This is a genomic window from Hypericibacter terrae, from assembly GCF_008728855.1.
GTDB classification, from domain to species: Bacteria; Pseudomonadota; Alphaproteobacteria; order Dongiales; family Dongiaceae; genus Hypericibacter; species Hypericibacter terrae.
The window spans coordinates 577,465-592,677 of the sequence record NZ_CP042906.1; the positions used below are offsets into that span (position 1 = coordinate 577,465).

Annotated in this window: 16 protein-coding genes, 1 tRNA gene and 1 riboswitch; of the genes, 7 read left to right on the top strand and 10 right to left on the bottom strand. The window is 66.4% G+C overall.

The features are described from left to right. The first annotated feature begins 64 nt into the window (after positions 1–64). The 3 genes from FRZ44_RS02670 to panC all read left to right on the top strand — a co-directional run bounded on the left by FRZ44_RS02670 (position 65) and on the right by panC (position 2,528). Positions 65–556 (top strand): potassium channel family protein, encoded by a 492-nt coding sequence (locus tag FRZ44_RS02670; RefSeq protein ID WP_225308520.1) that lies wholly within the window; start codon positions 65–67, stop codon positions 554–556. Between the two features lie 240 nt (positions 557–796). Continuing rightward, positions 797–1,618 carry a 3-methyl-2-oxobutanoate hydroxymethyltransferase gene (gene panB / locus FRZ44_RS02675; protein ID WP_151175720.1) on the top strand — a complete coding sequence of 274 codons (822 nt, stop codon included), beginning with the start codon at positions 797–799 and terminating at the stop codon, positions 1,616–1,618. A gap of 22 nt (positions 1,619–1,640) precedes the next feature. Beyond that, positions 1,641–2,528 carry a pantoate--beta-alanine ligase gene (gene panC / locus FRZ44_RS02680; RefSeq protein WP_151175721.1) on the top strand — a complete coding sequence of 296 codons (888 nt, stop codon included), beginning with the start codon at positions 1,641–1,643 and terminating at the stop codon, positions 2,526–2,528. Between the two features lie 82 nt (positions 2,529–2,610). Here panC and FRZ44_RS02685 read toward each other — a convergent pair whose 3' ends face one another. From FRZ44_RS02685 to FRZ44_RS02695, 3 genes are read right to left on the bottom strand one after another with little or no spacing between them, the layout of a single operon-like run. After that, positions 2,611–3,378: a CbtA family protein gene (locus tag FRZ44_RS02685; RefSeq protein ID WP_151175722.1), complete on the bottom strand. Its 768-nt coding sequence runs from the start codon at positions 3,376–3,378 to the stop codon at positions 2,611–2,613. A gap of 29 nt (positions 3,379–3,407) precedes the next feature. Beyond that, positions 3,408–3,593 (bottom strand): CbtB domain-containing protein, encoded by a 186-nt coding sequence (locus FRZ44_RS02690; RefSeq protein ID WP_151175723.1) that lies wholly within the window; start codon positions 3,591–3,593, stop codon positions 3,408–3,410. Continuing rightward, on the bottom strand, positions 3,590–3,934 hold the full coding sequence (locus FRZ44_RS02695) for a hypothetical protein (protein ID WP_151175724.1): 345 nt from the start codon (positions 3,932–3,934) through the stop codon (positions 3,590–3,592). Before FRZ44_RS02695 ends, FRZ44_RS02690 begins: the two co-directional genes overlap by 4 nt. A gap of 111 nt (positions 3,935–4,045) precedes the next feature. Further along, positions 4,046–4,258, bottom strand: a riboswitch (cobalamin riboswitch). 173 nt (positions 4,259–4,431) lie between these two features. On the opposite strand from FRZ44_RS02695, the gene FRZ44_RS02700 reads away from it, so the two are divergent. Next, positions 4,432–5,049: a hypothetical protein gene (locus FRZ44_RS02700; protein WP_151175725.1), complete on the top strand. Its 618-nt coding sequence runs from the start codon at positions 4,432–4,434 to the stop codon at positions 5,047–5,049. Positions 5,050–5,080: 31 nt separating this feature from the next. Here the strand turns inward: FRZ44_RS02700 and gpt are convergent, their stop codons facing one another. The 3 genes from gpt to FRZ44_RS02715 all read right to left on the bottom strand — a co-directional run bounded on the left by gpt (position 5,081) and on the right by FRZ44_RS02715 (position 7,343). After that, positions 5,081–5,560, bottom strand: coding sequence for a xanthine phosphoribosyltransferase (gpt, locus tag FRZ44_RS02705; protein WP_151175726.1), 480 nt, complete (start codon positions 5,558–5,560; stop codon positions 5,081–5,083). A gap of 52 nt (positions 5,561–5,612) precedes the next feature. After that, on the bottom strand, positions 5,613–6,047 hold the full coding sequence (locus FRZ44_RS02710) for a DUF4864 domain-containing protein (protein WP_151175727.1): 435 nt from the start codon (positions 6,045–6,047) through the stop codon (positions 5,613–5,615). 162 nt (positions 6,048–6,209) lie between these two features. After that, positions 6,210–7,343, bottom strand: a complete 1,134-nt coding sequence (locus FRZ44_RS02715; protein WP_151175728.1) for a hypothetical protein — start codon at positions 7,341–7,343, stop codon at positions 6,210–6,212. A 269-nt stretch (positions 7,344–7,612) separates the two neighbouring features. Here FRZ44_RS02715 and FRZ44_RS02720 point away from each other — a divergent pair. Beyond that, positions 7,613–7,689, top strand: a tRNA-Arg gene (locus FRZ44_RS02720). Positions 7,690–7,854: 165 nt separating this feature from the next. Here FRZ44_RS02720 and FRZ44_RS02725 read toward each other — a convergent pair. The 4 genes from FRZ44_RS02725 to FRZ44_RS02740 all read right to left on the bottom strand — a co-directional run bounded on the left by FRZ44_RS02725 (position 7,855) and on the right by FRZ44_RS02740 (position 12,094). Then, entirely contained in the window at positions 7,855–8,796 is a 942-nt protein-coding gene (locus tag FRZ44_RS02725) for a choline kinase family protein (RefSeq protein ID WP_151175729.1), read from the bottom strand. 1 nt (position 8,797) lies between these two features. Next, positions 8,798–9,757 carry a phosphotransferase family protein gene (locus FRZ44_RS02730; RefSeq protein WP_151175730.1) on the bottom strand — a complete coding sequence of 320 codons (960 nt, stop codon included), beginning with the start codon at positions 9,755–9,757 and terminating at the stop codon, positions 8,798–8,800. A 15-nt stretch (positions 9,758–9,772) separates the two neighbouring features. Then, positions 9,773–11,212 (bottom strand): amidase, encoded by a 1,440-nt coding sequence (locus FRZ44_RS02735; RefSeq protein WP_151175731.1) that lies wholly within the window; start codon positions 11,210–11,212, stop codon positions 9,773–9,775. Between the two features lie 114 nt (positions 11,213–11,326). Next, positions 11,327–12,094: a helix-turn-helix transcriptional regulator gene (locus FRZ44_RS02740; protein WP_151175732.1), complete on the bottom strand. Its 768-nt coding sequence runs from the start codon at positions 12,092–12,094 to the stop codon at positions 11,327–11,329. A gap of 349 nt (positions 12,095–12,443) precedes the next feature. Here FRZ44_RS02740 and FRZ44_RS02745 point away from each other — a divergent pair, with 349 nt between their 5' ends. Both FRZ44_RS02745 and FRZ44_RS02750 read left to right on the top strand, forming a co-directional pair. Next, on the top strand, positions 12,444–14,084 hold the full coding sequence (locus FRZ44_RS02745) for an ABC transporter substrate-binding protein (RefSeq protein ID WP_225308521.1): 1,641 nt from the start codon (positions 12,444–12,446) through the stop codon (positions 14,082–14,084). A 171-nt stretch (positions 14,085–14,255) separates the two neighbouring features. Then, a complete protein-coding gene (locus tag FRZ44_RS02750; protein ID WP_318526386.1) occupies positions 14,256–15,212 on the top strand; it encodes an ABC transporter permease in 957 nt (318 codons plus the stop codon). Position 15,213 lies beyond the last annotated feature (1 nt).

Below are 15,213 nucleotides of genomic sequence, written 5' to 3' on the forward strand. Positions count from 1 at the left end.
GGTAGCGTATGCTGCAGGCAGGGCGGGTCGTCCGTCGGACAGGGGACCATTCATGATCGTCGGCATGTTTTCCAGCGTTCTGCTCGTTCTCGTCTGCATTCTGGTGCATTACGAAGCTTTGCGCATCGTCTCCTCGCAATTGCCGGGTCCTTCATGGATCGGGTTGCGCGGACGGATGCTCGCCGTGGTGGCCGCCTGCTTTCTTGCCCATACGATCGAGGTGTGGATCTTCGCGGTCGCCTATTATTTTCTCTCCGATCACTTCGCGCTGGGTTCTATCGCCGGCGAGCGGCAGATCGATTTTCCCGACCTGGTCTATTTTTCTGCCGTCACCTACAGCACCATCGGGTTCGGAGACCTCTATCCGATCGGCGGCGCCAGGTTGCTCGCCGGCGTCGAGGCCGTCATCGGGCTGCTCCTGATCGGCTGGTCGGCCTCCTTCACCTATCTGGTCATGGAGCGGTTCTGGCCTCTGCACGCCATCCGGAAAAAGCGGCTTGCGGCCGATGGCAAGGAGCCGGTGCCCCCGCGGCTCTGGCACCGGCTCCCGGATTGAACCGTTAAGCCATTGGTGCAGAGCGAAACCGGCCGAAAGTCCAGATATCTGGAACGGTTTTTGCAGTGGCGAAGGTCGTTGTGCGTTGCACCATTATTGGCGTAAAACCATTGGCGCAATGCGCCGGCCCCTGAAGGGGTGGGATCGGCCGCTGGGTAGACGAGCGGTTGGCGGCAAGGGTCTTCGGCCCCAGAGGCGAGCGCGCCTCGAGGACCCTCAGGATCGCCAGGAGGGTTCTCGATGAGCACCGTAAGGCGGCTCGGGCGTATTTCCGTTCCCGAACTCAAGGCCCGCAAAGGCGGCGAACCCATCGTCTGCCTCACGGCCTACACTACGCCCATGGCGCGTCGGCTCGATCCCCATGTCGACCTGCTGATGGTCGGCGATTCCCTCGGCATGGTGCTCTATGGCTTCGACAGCACCCTGCGGGTGACGCTCGACATGATGGTTGCCCATGGCGCCGCCGTGCGCCGCGGCAGCGAACGAGCCTGTCTTGTGGTCGATCTTCCCTTCGCCAGCTACCAGGAATCGCCCGAGGTCGCCTACCGGGCGGCCGCGCGGCTCATGGCCGAGACCGGCTGCTCCGCCGTCAAGCTCGAAGGCGGCCGCGAGATGGCACCGACGGTGGCGTTCCTGGTGGCGCGCGGCATTCCGGTGATGGGCCATGTCGGCCTCACGCCGCAGTCCGTCAACATGCTGGGCGGCTATCGCGCGCGCGGGCGCGATCCGGAACAGCGCGAGGCGATCACCGCGGATGCGGTCGCGATCGCCGAGGCCGGCGCCTTCTCCCTCGTGGTCGAGGGCGTGGTCGAGCCGCTGGCGCGCGCGATCACCCAGCGCATCGCGATCCCGACCATCGGCATCGGCGGCTCGCCGGCCTGCGACGGGCAGGTGCTGGTGATCGACGATCTGATCGGCATGTTCGACAGCTTCACGCCGAAATTCGTGAAGCGCTATGCCGAGATCGGCGATCAGGTGGCGGCGGCGGCGATCGCCTATGCCGCCGATGTCCGCGCGCGGCGCTTCCCGGCCAAAGAACATCTGTTCGGCACCGAGACCTGACGGGTCCCCCGAGGGCATCATCATGGCGGCCCTGGCTCAACGTTCGGCCCTCCCGGAAACGCCGGTCCTGCGGACGGTCGCAGAATTGCGCGCGCAGATCGGCGAATGGCGCGGGCAAGGCGAGACGATCGGCCTGGTCCCGACCATGGGTGCGCTGCATGAGGGCCATCTGACGCTGGTGCGCCAGGCGAAGGCCGAATGCAGCCGGGCCGTGGCGACCCTCTTCGTCAATCCGACGCAGTTCGCGCCGGCCGAGGATTTCGACGCCTATCCGCGCGACGAGGCCAAGGATCGCGCGCTCCTGGCGACGGTCGGCTGCGATCTCCTGTTCGCGCCCTCGGTCGAAACCGTCTATCCGCAAGGTTTCTCGACTACGGTCGAAGTGAAGGGGCTGACGCGCCATCTCGACGGGCCGTTCCGCCCGTCCCATTTTGCTGGCGTCGCCACCGTGGTGTCGAAGCTGCTGCTGATGGCCGCTCCCGCCCGCGCCTATTTCGGCGAGAAGGATTTCCAGCAGTACCAGGTGATCCGGCGGCTGGCGCGCGACCTCGACATCCCGACCCAGATCGTCGGCGTGCCCACGGTGCGCGAGGCCGACGGCCTGGCGCTCTCCTCGCGCAATCGCTACATGACGCCGGCCGAGCGGCAGATCGCGTCCAGGCTGCCGCGGCTGATGCAGACATTGGCGGCGCGGCTCGAGGGTGGCGCCGAGATCGAGGCGGCGCTCGCCCAGGCGCGCCTCGAGCTTCTGAGCGCCGGCTTCGACCGGGTCGATTATCTCGATCTGGCGGACGAGGCGACCTTGACGCCCTCGGTCGCGCCGCAAGGGCCCGCGCGGCTCTTCGTCGCCGTCTGGATCGGCCGCACGCGCCTCATCGACAATTGGCCGTTGTCGCTTCCCGAGAATTGACGCTTCCCGAAAATTAAAAGCCTCCCGGAGCTGCCGGCCCGCGGGAGGCTTTCGATTCCGGCGCCGGAACCGGCCCTGATGATCAGGCCGGCTTGACGAAGCGCTGGTAGAAATAGCCCGATAGCGTGCCGAGCGCCGCCCAGAACACGAGGCTGGTGATGACCACCGCCACGATGAACTGATGCGTGATCGATTCCGGTGCGGCGCTCTCGGCGTGATCGAGCTGCGGCGCGCCGACGATATGCGGCACCACGAGCAGCGCCAGGCCCGCCAGGCACCAGAGCGGCTTGCGCCCGAAGAAGAGGCAAGCCAATCCGCCGCAAGCCGCGGCCACCGTGAAGACCCACCAGATCTGACGGGCCAGCAAGGGGGCGGCCTGCGTTCCCGGCACTTCCGGCGGCAGCCCCAGGCCCGGCGCCAGGGTGAAGGCGACGAAGCCGGCGAGACCCCAATAGAGTCCGGTCTGCCAGTTCATCGCGCCGCCCCGCAGCGCGAAGGCCGAGACCAGCAGCAGCGCGAAGCCGACGCCGGTCAGGAGATCCGCCAGCACGGTGAAGGCATTGCGCTGGAAGCCGTCGGCCGGCTCCCATTCCCCCGCCTCATGTTCCATGCCGGGCATGCTCGCCATGCTGCTGTCGGCCGTGCTGGCCGCGGTCGAGCTGCCGTCGGTGGTTGTGGCGGTTGTCGTGGTCGTGCTGGCCGTGGCTGCGGCGGCGTCGGCCGCCTTCTCATAGACCTCTGCCTTGAGGATCACCGGCACGGTCGAGACCTGATGCACGACGGTCACGAACGCGCCGGCGATCAGTCCCGCCGCGGCGGCGGCGAAGATCAGTTTGCGAAACAGTTCCATGGATGTGCCCCCTTTTGGGGCTGCCTGGATCAGTGGCAGGGGAAGGCGTTCGAGTGCCGCACATCGTGGGCGGCATTGTGGAACGCGCTGACATGAGAGAAGCCGACGCCGAAGATCAGGAAGGCGCCGAGGAAGGCGGCGAAGGCGACGGGCAGGGCGCGGCTGGCGACGGAGGCATCGGTGCGGCCGTCGGCATGGGTACGGATCGTGTTCATGTGAGGGACTCCCCAAAGGCTGGATGATGATGGAAACGGGAACGGCGCCGCTCGCTCGCGTAGCGCGCGAGACGGCTCAAGGAGAACTGGCTGACGACATCGAGGAGCTGATGCAGCGGCGCCGACAAGGTCGGCCCCGGCGATCCGCTCTGATAGTCGAGGACGGCGCGGGCCGCCCGGGCCGGATCGAGATCGTCGGGCAGCGACATCACCCAATCCAGCAGGTTGAGGCGATCCTCGTCCTGGCGATGGGTGTCGAGCGCCAGCAGCCGGTCGAACAGAGCGGCTGCGGGAATCTCGGCACTGCCGGCGGTCGGGCCGGAACGGGTGTCAGCGACCAAAGGAATCGCCTCCGGATCGAACCGGCTGCGTCGTCGCCTGGGCGGGTCTGCACCGAAGAATCGTCGGGAAGATGATCATGGCTTCCTCCAGGGCACCCCGCCCCGATGTTGAAATCCAATCCCTCGATGGCAGGTCTCCTGGCTCGCGGGTCGCTGCCTGACGCCGGACCTTCCCGATTTCCCAGTGGTCGAAAAGGCGACAGGCTCGCCGCTTACAGTTGCGGGGGCAGCCACGGTTTTGGCCCCGATTGGGTCGTCCACACCGTGTTCCCTTTTGATCCCCTGGAATTCATCCGTCGGGGAACCATCGAGAATCGGACGGTGCCACCCTGAATCACCGGGTGTCAAGCGACCGGAGCGGGCGCCGAGAAAGCGGCATGGCAGCGACCGGTTTGCATGCGGATGCGACGGCGGGGGCTTGATCCCCGTCAATGCATGCGGGGGCTCTTGGCGCCAGTCTGTCGGCCGAAACCCATCGATCGTCGTCGGAGGTTCATATGGCATCGCGAGTCCGTGGCGGCTTGGCCGCTTTGTTCCTGGTGGTTGCGACCATCGGCTCCGCTGGGGCCGCCGAACCCACAACCATGGTGCGGGTCGTCCTGCTCGACATGACGGCAGTCGCGAGCGGCGGGGCCGGGGTCGGGATGATGGGGTACGGGCCTGGCATGATGGGCCCGTGGGGCGCAGGGCCCGGCGGCGGGATGATGGGTTACGGCCAGGGCATGATGGGCCCGTGGGGCCCGGGGCCCGGCGGCGGGGGAATGATGGGCGGCGGCATGGGCATGATGGGGCACGGCATGATGGCCGTGCGCGCCGATCGGGACAGCGTGCCGGCCGGCACGATCACCTTCGACGTCACCAACTGGTCGCGCAGTGTCGTTCACGAGCTGATCGTCGTTGCCGTCGACAGCGCGACCGCGCCGCTGCCCTACGACTACAACAGCTGGCGCGTGGTCGAGGATCAGATTGTGCGCGCTGGCGACAGCGGCGAACTGTCGCCGAGCGCCAGCAAGACGCTCGAGCTCAAGCTGGCGCCGGGCACCTATCTGCTGATCTGCAATGTGGCGGGGCACTACGCCGCCGGCATGGCGCTTCCCTTGACCGTCACGCCTTGACGTCGGCGTTGGGGCCGGCAGGGCCCGCGCCTCACCCGTTCCGGCGCTTGGCGATCGGTTGGATGAATTGCGGCTCGATGTCCCAGGGGAACAGGATCCAGGTGTCCTGGCTGACCTCGGTGACATAGGTGTCGACCAGGGGCTTGCCGGCAGGCTTGGCGTAGATGGTCGCGAAATGGGCCTTGGGCAGCATCTCGCGGACCGCCCGGGCGGTCCGGCCGGTATCGACCAGATCGTCCACGATCAGCCAGTCATGGCCGTCACCGGCCACGCCCTTGAGCACCTTGAGCTGACCCTGGCTGAACTCGTCATAGCTGATGATACAGACCGTATCGATCAGCCGGATATCGAGCTCGCGCGCCACGATGGCGGCCGGCACCAGCCCGCCGCGGGTCACGGCCGCGATGCCGGTGAAGGGACCCATCTCCGACAGCCGCCAGGCGAGCGCCTTGGCGTTGCGGTGCAGCTCTTCCCACGTGACCGGGAAACTCTTGTCTGGCGGTGCGCTCATGGCCGGCACTTCGCCAGCACCGGCCGGGCGGCGTCAAGGGCGAGGCGGGCGGTCAGACGCTCTGGTCGGGCGCCTGGGTCATATAGACGCCGTTGATCCGCCAGGAGCCGTCGGGCTGCTTCTGCATGAGGTAGATCATCAGGACCGGGATGCCGTCCGGACCGACCACCCGTACATTCTGGACCGGTCCGACATCTTCGACCGAGAGGTCCTCGAACTCGACCGATTTCGGCCGATAGACCTGCGGATAGCCGGTCTTGACCATGGCCATGAAGTTGCCCGGGTCGCCGAACTTCTGCTGGATCGCGGGCGAGGCGAAACCGAAGGCGGTGGCGCCGTCGTCATGCCGGAAGGCGTCGATCTGGCGCTCGATCACTTGATGGATGGCGTTGGCATCGGCCGGTGCCAGGCTTTCGTCGCCGGCCCGGGCCGCGAGGGGCGCCGAGAGAACCCAACCGAGCACCAGTGCCGTGAGGAGAACCCGCATCTGCCCCTCCTGTCGGGCGCCTCTCTCCCAAGGCGCCTTTCATCGAGACTAGGCCCGGCCGCCGGGCTTCCAAGGGCCTGGGGCCACCTTTGCGCCCAAAAAGAAACCGGCGCCTGGAGGGCGCCGGTTCCGTCGTCGGGTTATGAGGTGAGGTGTAGAGGTCTATCGGACGTAAAGCTGGACTTCGTTGGTCTGCGCGTTCGGGCTCGTCATGGTCGAGAGGCTCACGCGGTCGGGCGAGAGGCCCATCGAGGTCAGCGAGCGCAGCACCTTGTCGGCGCTGCGGCGCGCGGCACTGCTGTTGAGCGACACCTGGGCCGCCGTGCCGGCCGAAGGCGCCACGGCGACCAGATCGAAGCCGGCATTGGGCCGGCGGTCGAGGGCGGCGCTGACGGCGGCGAACAGCGCCTGCTCGTAATCCGGATTGTCGCGGTCGAAGCGGATCACCACCAACGGCCGGCCGGTCGCGATCCCGGAACCCGGCGGCAGCGGCGGCGCCATCGCCGGCGCGTAGTTGCGCGCGGCGAAGCTCTCGCCATAGAGCTCGCCATTGTTCACCGCGAGCGCCAGGGTATTGAGGTTCGAGCGCTCGGCGCCGAGATAGTTGGTCTGGCGCGAGATGTCCTCGGTGAGCTCGGTCAGGAGACGATCGATCAGCACCGTGGTGCGGTTGGTCTCGTCCTCGAGGATCGAGAGCTGGCGATGGTCCTCGTCGACCGCGCCCGAGATGCCGAAGGCGGCGCGCGAGGCTTCGAGCAGGTAGCTCGACAGCGCCGCGTTGCTTGCGACCTCGTTGGCCAGCGAGTTCATGTGGCCGAGATCGGTATTGACCGCCTCGAGCTGGGCCTGGGCCTGGTTCCATTGGGCGACCAGGATCGGGTTGCCCTTGGTGGTGCCGACCTGCAGCTTCGCCTGGATCGCGGCGACGGTGTTGTGGTAGTTGCTCGCGGTGGTGACGGACTGGGCGCGCAGCTCCTGCAGCTGCTTGTTCTCGTCCGCCACGGAGGCCTGGAGGCGCGTCAAATCCGCGCGCAGATCCTCGACCTTCTTGCCGACGAGCGTTCCGGTCGGCTGTCCCGGCGTCACCCCTTCGGGCTGGAAATTGCCGCTGTTGAGCTGCAGGGGACTGTTGCTGGCGGTCGCGGGGGCCGTCGTCGAGGTCGAAGCCGTCTGCGTCGAAGTGCTGGGGGGCGACGCGGAAGCAGCGGCCGGCGCAGCCGTTTGGCCTGTATTGGTACATGCCGACAGGACCAGAAGGGCGCCTGCGATGGCTGCGCGAATTGGCTTCATGCTCATGCGATGGCTCGACCCTGCAATCATGGTGGGGAATCGCCGACCGGCAGACGCCAGTCCGCATGCGCAAGCCGCTTCCCCACGATCCCCCATTCTGGCGTGGGAATCATAACGAAGCCCTACCAGCGCCACAAGCGGGTTTTCCCGCTAGCTTGCGAAGAATTCAGCCCTTTTTGCCGCTTGGCTGCTGCTCTTGCCAGCGCCTCCGGCTTTCGTGTAGGTTCCGCCGCCTGTCGCAGGGCGCCCTGGCGCCACGCTGCGACAAAAGTGATGCGCCCGTAGCTCAATTGGATAGAGCACCAGACTACGAATCTGGGGGTTGGGAGTTCGAGTCTCTCCGGGCGCGCCATTCCTGAACAAAGCCGGGCACACCCTACAAAGCCCCGGCGACGGACGGGCCGCGACCGCTTTGACGAGGTCCGCCGGGCCTCCGCTCGGGAAGAGCTTCCGGCCCATCGACACTGCCTTCCGCACCAGCAGCCGGACAACGACCACCGGCGCCGCGGTCGCCCACCTACAATGCCCGCAGATAGGCTTCCCAGCGCCAGTCGCGCAGATGAAACCGTCCGCGCAGGTTGAGCCAGGCGCCATATTTTGCGTAGTCGAAGCGAAGGGTGGAAAGGCGTCTCTGGACCGACGCCCATAGGGTCCACTTGATGCAGATCAGGACCTTGTAGACGGCGACGCGCGCCTTCAGCTCGGGTCGGCAGGCGCCGAAATAGGCTTCGATCAGTTCGTCCTCGATCGTCTCGGCAAAGAACAGCTCGAAGAACCAGATCGCGAGGTCCGCGCAACGGTCGTTGTTGGAAGCATACTCGAAATCGACGAGCTTGATCTCCTTCCGGTCGTTGACCATGAAGTCGGTGACGTAGGTATCGTTGATGCAAGGCACGACATCCAGGCCCGCCGCGGTGAGCGCGCGGCGAATCCTGTCATAGTGCCATTGCAGCGCTTCCCAATCCCTGGGGAGCGCCGCGGACAGATCGTCGATCTGCCGGCGATGCTCCTCGATCATGTCGAAGTAGGTCTTGGTCAGGCGCAAAGCCGGCCCGTGATGGAGCCGCTTGAGCGCGGCGAGGGCATTCATGCGGAGATCGCGATCCCGGAAATCGATGCTGTTGCAGCTCCGGTATCCGGTCAGGTACTCGAAGACCTCCACGCCGCTGTCTTCCTGGTAGTGGAGGACGCGTGGCCCGACGCCGACCAGCGCCGCAGTCATGTTCGCGTCATGCGCGGCCTTGCGGTCGATGAACAGCTCCGTCCCCGTCCCGGGCACCTTCAGGAACAGCAGCTCGTTGCCGGGCCTGCGGCGAATCCGCCAGTTCGCGTTGGTGATGCCCGCGGCGATGCGCTCATAGGTGAGATCCTGCCCATGCAGCTCGGGGATCCGGCGCAACGCGTTCTCGACAGCCGCCTCGTCCGCGGTGGAGGCCTGGCCCAGTCGTCGCTCGGACATTTCACAGTCCCCGCAGCATCTCGTCCACCGGCCAGATGCGCAGGTGATAGCGGCAACGCAGCAGGCGGAACTCACCGTATTTCAGGAACTCGACGTGACGGCGCGGCGACGACTCCGCCGCAATCAATGCCAGCCGGGCCCACATCATGTCGTCGAGGATCATGTGCAGCTTGATCCGGTTCGCCACCTTTCTGTCGACGTTCCCGCAATAGATCTCGATCGCTTCCTCGATACCATCGTCCCATGGCTCGATGTCGAGCAGTGTGGCGGCGAGGTCGTAAAGCGGATCGTTGTTGGCCGCAAAGTCGAAATCGACAAGGAAGATGGCATCGTCCGGCCCCAGCAGGACGTTGGACGCATGGCCATCCCCATGACAGGGGCGCACCTCGTATCCCGATGCGACGAAGGCGGCGGCGATGCGGTCGGCATGGTCGACGAGCGTGCGATGGTCATCGGGCCAGATCGTGCCGAGACGGTCACCCAGCCCGGTGAGCTCCTGAAGATGGCTGAAGATCGTGCGGTGGCGGGGAAACATGCGTCCGTCGTGAAGCCGCTTCTTCAGCCTGACCAGGGATTCGCGGCGCGGGCCTCGCTTCAGGTCGTCCATATAGGCGCTGCGCCAGCCCTCACCCAGCCAGGTCAGCGCGATGGCGCCGCTGGCGGCATCGTAGGCGATGGGGGGCGGCGTCACGCCGATGGACGCGGCGGCGGCGATTGCGCCGTGAGCGGCGGCGGGGTCGAGGAATGGTTTCATGTCGGGGCTCGGCACCTTCAGGAAGGCCCGCGTCTCTCCCGATTCCACCAGCCAGCAATCATGGTCGACGGCGCAGAACATAGGCACGGCAACCGTTGCGGCGGCGGGCTGCAGGCCGAGCTCAGCGCCGGCCCAGCAGGCCATCCGTCCGGCTGCCGCCTCCGCGCGCGCTCTCGGTGAAACGGGTTCGAAATCCTCTGCAGCCATTGGCGGGGCACCCCGTCAGAGAACCGGCAGGCTCGCCCGCGATCCGCGGAGTGACTCGAAAGCTGCGGCCAGCCGCAACAAAGCGTGGTCGGCAAATCGCTGGCCGATGATCTGCAAGCCGATCGGCAGCCCGTCCCGATCGAATCCGCAGGGAACGGACAGCGCCGGCTGCTGCGTCTGGTTGTAGGCCGCGGTGAAGAGGAGATGGGACCAGGCGCGGTCTCGATCCGGAAAAGCGATATCGGCGGCATAGGCCGTCATCGGCATGACGGGGGACAGCACGAAATCGAGGCTGGCAAAGGCGTCGTTGACATGCACCCGCAGCCGGTCGAGGCCGTTCATGGCCTCGAGCAGGTCCGCGGCGGAGAGACCTTTCGCGCCGCCGCACCAGCCTTGTACGTCGGGGTGGGCCGCCGCCTGACGATCGGGTGGCAGATGCTGCAACTCCGAGAGCGCGCGCGCCCTGAAATATGTCTCGATCGCCCATTCGGGATCCTCGGGGAACAGGGCGGGCACGGGCTCCACCTTCGCCCCGTGGGCCGCGAGCAGCCGGCCCGCCCCCTCGACCGCCGCGCGGATCTCGGGGCCGGCGGGCGTGCCGGCGCCCAGCTCCAGCAGCAGGCCGATGCGCGCCCCGCGGACCGACTCTTCCGGGGCTTCGGGGGTCGGGTCGGGTGGCGGGGAAAAGGGCAGCGACAGGCAGTCGCGCCGATCGGGCTGCGACAGGACGGCGGTCAGCAACATGACGTCGGCGACGGAGCGGGCCAGGGGACCGGCCGATCGCATGCTGCTGGCAGGGATATGGGGAATCCGGCCCTGGGTCGGCTTGAACCCGACCAGGCCGCAGAAAGCGGCAGGGATGCGAACCGATCCGCCCAGGTCGGAGCCGACCGTCAAGGGGCCGAGGCCGGCGGCCACGGCCGCCGCCCCGCCCGAGGTCGACCCGCCCGGCGTGCGGGCGAGATTCCAAGGGTTCCGCGCCGTCCCATGCTGGCTGCTGACGCCCGAGGCCAGGCAGCCGAGATCGGGCATCGTGGTCTTGCCGAGCAGGATCGCCCCGGCCTCGCGCAACCGCGCCGTGGGCGGCGCATCGACGGATGACGGCACCGCCGGCGCATAGGCCTTGCTGCCGCGGTACATCGGTCGCCCGGCCACGGCGATGCTGTCCTTGATCGATACCGGCACGCCGTCGAGCGGGCCCGCAGGCACCCCGCGCATCCAGCGTGCCTCCGAGGCGAGGGCGGCCGCCATGGCGCCATCGTCGACTAGGTAGAAGGCCAGGAGCGCGGGATTGAGACGGTGAATCCGGCCGAGGATGGACGCGGTCACATCGACCGGCGAAAGCCGGCGCGTCGCATAGGCCGCGATCAACTCGGTCGCGGTCAGGCGGCACAATTCGTCGGGCTCACCCGCGGGCGGCGCGCCGACCATCGACGATGAGCTGTCCTCCGTCATGACCCGACCTTAGGTCGATGCCGGCGGCGCGCGACAGCTAGCAAAATCGTTAGGTGGGATCCCGACCGATCTTCCGGCGAGGCGCATTGTCGAGGGAGGAGGACGAAGCGGATCTCAGATGCCGTCGATCAACTGGCCCTGGACGGCCAGGGACACCGCGTGGGTGCGGTTCCGCGCGCCCAGCTTGCGCGTGGCGTTCTGCAGATGGAGGGTCGCGGTGCCGATGGAGCGGCCAAGCCTCGCCGCGATCTGCTTCGCCGAATAACCTTGCGCGCTCAATTTCAGGCACTCGACTTCACGCCGCGTCAGTCGAACCGGTGTCGGGCTGCCCGCGGCCGGACGCAGCTTCGGCATGGCGAAGTTGTGGAACATGTAGGCCGCCAGGCCGATCTCGCTCAGATGCTGTTCGAGGTCGCGATGGAAGTGCCGCTCCGGGTCGACGCGGATGCCGGTGAAGGTCGCGAGCGCGCCGTTTCCGTATCTGATGGGCACGGTGACGCCGATCGTCAGGCGGGTGTCGTGAAGGTAGTTCGCGACGGGACGCGCGCGGTCGTCAAGGATGGGAGTGAGCGACGACAGCGCATTTTCGAAGTACGACCAGGTGAACGGCACTGTCCGCGTGTTGGCGACCCGCATGACCGGATCGATTTGGTAGTAGCCGGCGTTGCGCCACAGGTCGATCATGCTGTCCGGGGCGTTGCGCGTCACCAGAAGCACGGGCGTGACGATTTCCTGGTCCTTCGTCAACGGCATCGGGGAATAGTCGTAATTGATGCTGCTGAGGCCGAAACGGGAGAAGGCGTCGACCATGACGTCCAACCCCGCATCGAGGTCGGCCGCCCCGTTCAATCCCTCTTCGAGAGCGAGGAACCAGTCTTCCATCGCGGGACTCTAGCCCATCGTCTTGAGCAGTCAACCGATTGGGCCGTCGAACGGCGGTAATCCCGGATGGACCGGTCATCGCCGACCTCCTCGCTCGGGTCTTCGCCACACCCGCCATGACCCGCGCGCGGGAAAGAAGTCCGTAGCCTAGGACTTTTGCTAGCTAGGCCGGCGGTCGAGGGCGACGATACCTTCGCCAGACTACACATCGCCTCCCCGGGAGGCGGGAGCGGGAGCGAAGCGGCTGCCGTCGATTTGGAAAGATGCGCAAGTCGTCGCAATCCAGCCATCGGAGAACTGGCAAATGAAACCAAACAGACAGAAGGCATCATACCTTGCGGCGGCTTGCGTGATCGCCGGCCTGACGTCGGCCATGACGGTCAGCGGCGATGTCAGGGCGGACGACATGGCCGGGCACCGGGGCGGGACGTTGCGCATGGTGGCCCGGTCGGCGGCGGGTACCCTTGACCCCCACGTCAACTACACATTGCAGTACTGGCAGCTGTTCCAACCTCTCTATGACGGGCTGCTCGCCTTCAAGAAAGTCGCAGGCCCCGACAGCTTCGCCGTCGTGCCTGACATCGCCGAAGCCATTCCGGAAGCGCAGGACGGCGGCAAGACCTACGTCTTCAAGATCCGACAGGGCATCAAGTTCTCCAACGGGCAGGAAGTCGGCGTGAAAGACGTCGTCGCCTCCTATCAGCGAATTTTCAAGGTGGCCGGGCCAACCGCGGGCACCTTCTATTCCGTGCTGGTGGGCGCCGATGCATGCCTGAAGACGCCCGCGGATTGCACCCTGGAAGGCGGCGTGGTGGGGGACGAGGCGGCGCGCACCGTCACCTTCCATCTGACGCGTCCCGACGCCGAGTTCTTCGACAAGCTCGCCATCCCGCACGCGGCGATTCTTCCGGCCGACACAGCCGGGACCGACGCCGGAACGACACCCATTCCCGGCACCGGTCCCTATCACATCGTCTCCTACGACCCGAACCAGCAGATGAAGCTGGAGCGCAATCCCTACTTCAAGGTGTGGAGCGAGGACGCCCAGCCGGACGGCCACGCGGACGAGATCCTGTACGACTTCGGACTGACGGAACAGGCGCAGGTGAATGCCGTGCAGAACGGCCAGGCCGACTGGATGTTCGATCAGCCGCCGCCCGACCGGTTGAACGAGCTGGGCACGAAATATGCCGACCGTGTCCACATCACTCCGCTCACCGCGATGTGGTACGTCCCCATGAACACGAACCTGCCGCCCTTCAACAACGAGCTGGCGCGACGGGCAGTCAACTACGCCATCGACAGAAAGGGCCTTGTGAAGCTGTTCGGCGGCCCCAACCTCGCGACGCCGACCTGCCAACTTCTGCCGCCCAACTTTCCGGGCCACAAAGACTACTGCCCCTACACGCTCGATCCCGGCACGGTCTGGTCGGCGCCGGACCCGGAGAAGGCCCGGCAGCTCGTCAAGGAATCGGGGACGGCGGGACAGGAGGTCACCATCATCGCCGAGGACACGACGATCTCGCGCAGCATCGGCGCCTATCTGCAGAGCGTGCTGAACGATCTCGGATACGTTGCCAAGGTCAAGGCCATCTCGCCCGACATCCAGTTCACCTATATCCAGAACACCAACAACAAGGTGCAGATGAGCATCTCGCAGTGGTATCAGGACTACCCATCCGGCTCGGATTTCCTGTACACCCTGCTGAGCTGTGACTCGTTCCATCCGGGATCGGATGCCTCGGTCAACATCTCCGGCTTCTGCGATCCCGCGATCGACGCCGAGATGAAGAAGGCCATGGATCTTCAGATCACCGATCTTGCGGCTGCCAACGCCAAGTGGGCCGAGATCGACCGCATGGTGGTCGACAAGTCCCCGGTCGCCGTGCTGTTCACGCCCAAGCATCTGGATTTCGTCTCGCAGCGTGTCGGCGGCTTCAGCTTCAGCCTGCAATACTACTTCTTGTTCGCGAACGCGTGGGTTCAGTAGCCGGCGGCGCAGGACCGTTCCCTCGGCAGATTCCTCGGCGCTTGTCGATTCAAGAGGAACCATGGGCGCGAGCGAGAGATGACAGCGGATCTCTTTCCGGCAAATCCATCGCCGGAGTGCATGGTGGGCTCTGCGGAGACGATGCGGGCATCCGGACCATGGCGCGTTGCCATGGCCCGTCTCGCGAGAAACCGGTCCGCCTGGGCCGCATCGGCGCTGTTGCTGACAATCGTGTCGCTGTGCCTGCTGGCCCCGCTCTACGCCCAACGCGTGACCGGTGTCGATCCGTTCCAGTCGAATATCGAAGGGGTCGTCGAGATCGACGGTCAGGTGAGGAACCTTCTGGAGCCGAACACCGAGGGGCTCGGAATCGGCTCGACGCCGATCGGCCCGACCTGGAACCTCGCCGCATATTTCCTCGGCGCCGATGCCCAGGGCCGCGATGTCGCCGGACGCCTGCTCTACGGGGGTCGCAACTCGCTGCTGATCGGTGCGGCCGCGACGGCCATCACCTTGGCGGTCGCTTGCTTCGTCGGCATCGCCGCCGGGTACTTCGGCGGCATGACCGACATGATCATTTCGCGGGGCCTCGACGTGCTCTGGGCTTTCCCGGTCTACCTGCTGGCCATTTCGCTGTCGATCGTGCTGATCAGCGGCGGATTCAAGATCGGGCCGTTCACTTTGACGTCAGGCAGCCTGTGGCTGCCGATCTGGATCGTGGGCATCGTGTACGTGCCCTACGTGGCCAGGCCCATCCGAGGCCGTGTCCTCACGCTGCGCGAAAGCGAGTTCATTCTCGCCTCGGTTTGCCTCGGCGTATCCCCGCATCGCATCCTGCTGCGCGACATCCTTCCCAATGTCGCGACCACGGTGATCGTCTTCGCACCCCTGATGATGGCGCTCAGTGTGCTCGCGGAGTCGGCACTGTCGTTCCTGTCCATCGGCGTGCAGCCGCCGGACGCGAGCTGGGGCACGATCATACAGGACGGGCTGGAGCTCCTCTACAGCCGGCCGATCGTCGTGCTGGCGCCCGGCGTGGCGGTCGGGCTCACGGTGCTGGCGCTCAACGTCCTCGGCGAGGCCTTGCGCGAAGCGATCGATCCCCGCGCCAAGCTCAGGGTCGCCTGAG

What these genes read in the sequence shown, in the direction of transcription:
- FRZ44_RS02670 (WP_225308520.1), top strand. Translation starts at nt 65, where the DNA reads ATGTTTTCCAGCGTTCTGCTCGTTCTCGTCTGCATTCTGGTGCATTAC.
- FRZ44_RS02735 (WP_151175731.1), bottom strand. Translation starts at nt 11,212, where the DNA reads ATGACGGAGGACAGCTCATCGTCGATGGTCGGCGCGCCGCCCGCGGGT.
- FRZ44_RS02690 (WP_151175723.1), bottom strand. Translation starts at nt 3,593, where the DNA reads ATGAACACGATCCGTACCCATGCCGACGGCCGCACCGATGCCTCCGTC.
- FRZ44_RS02740 (WP_151175732.1), bottom strand. Translation starts at nt 12,094, where the DNA reads ATGGAAGACTGGTTCCTCGCTCTCGAAGAGGGATTGAACGGGGCGGCC.
- FRZ44_RS02715 (WP_151175728.1), bottom strand. Translation starts at nt 7,343, where the DNA reads ATGAGCATGAAGCCAATTCGCGCAGCCATCGCAGGCGCCCTTCTGGTC.
- panB (WP_151175720.1), top strand. Translation starts at nt 797, where the DNA reads ATGAGCACCGTAAGGCGGCTCGGGCGTATTTCCGTTCCCGAACTCAAG.
- FRZ44_RS02730 (WP_151175730.1), bottom strand. Translation starts at nt 9,757, where the DNA reads ATGGCTGCAGAGGATTTCGAACCCGTTTCACCGAGAGCGCGCGCGGAG.
- FRZ44_RS02725 (WP_151175729.1), bottom strand. Translation starts at nt 8,796, where the DNA reads ATGTCCGAGCGACGACTGGGCCAGGCCTCCACCGCGGACGAGGCGGCT.
- panC (WP_151175721.1), top strand. Translation starts at nt 1,641, where the DNA reads ATGGCGGCCCTGGCTCAACGTTCGGCCCTCCCGGAAACGCCGGTCCTG.
- FRZ44_RS02685 (WP_151175722.1), bottom strand. Translation starts at nt 3,378, where the DNA reads ATGGAACTGTTTCGCAAACTGATCTTCGCCGCCGCCGCGGCGGGACTG.
- FRZ44_RS02700 (WP_151175725.1), top strand. Translation starts at nt 4,432, where the DNA reads ATGGCATCGCGAGTCCGTGGCGGCTTGGCCGCTTTGTTCCTGGTGGTT.
- gpt (WP_151175726.1), bottom strand. Translation starts at nt 5,560, where the DNA reads ATGAGCGCACCGCCAGACAAGAGTTTCCCGGTCACGTGGGAAGAGCTG.
- FRZ44_RS02710 (WP_151175727.1), bottom strand. Translation starts at nt 6,047, where the DNA reads ATGCGGGTTCTCCTCACGGCACTGGTGCTCGGTTGGGTTCTCTCGGCG.
- FRZ44_RS02750 (WP_318526386.1), top strand. Translation starts at nt 14,256, where the DNA reads ATGGCCCGTCTCGCGAGAAACCGGTCCGCCTGGGCCGCATCGGCGCTG.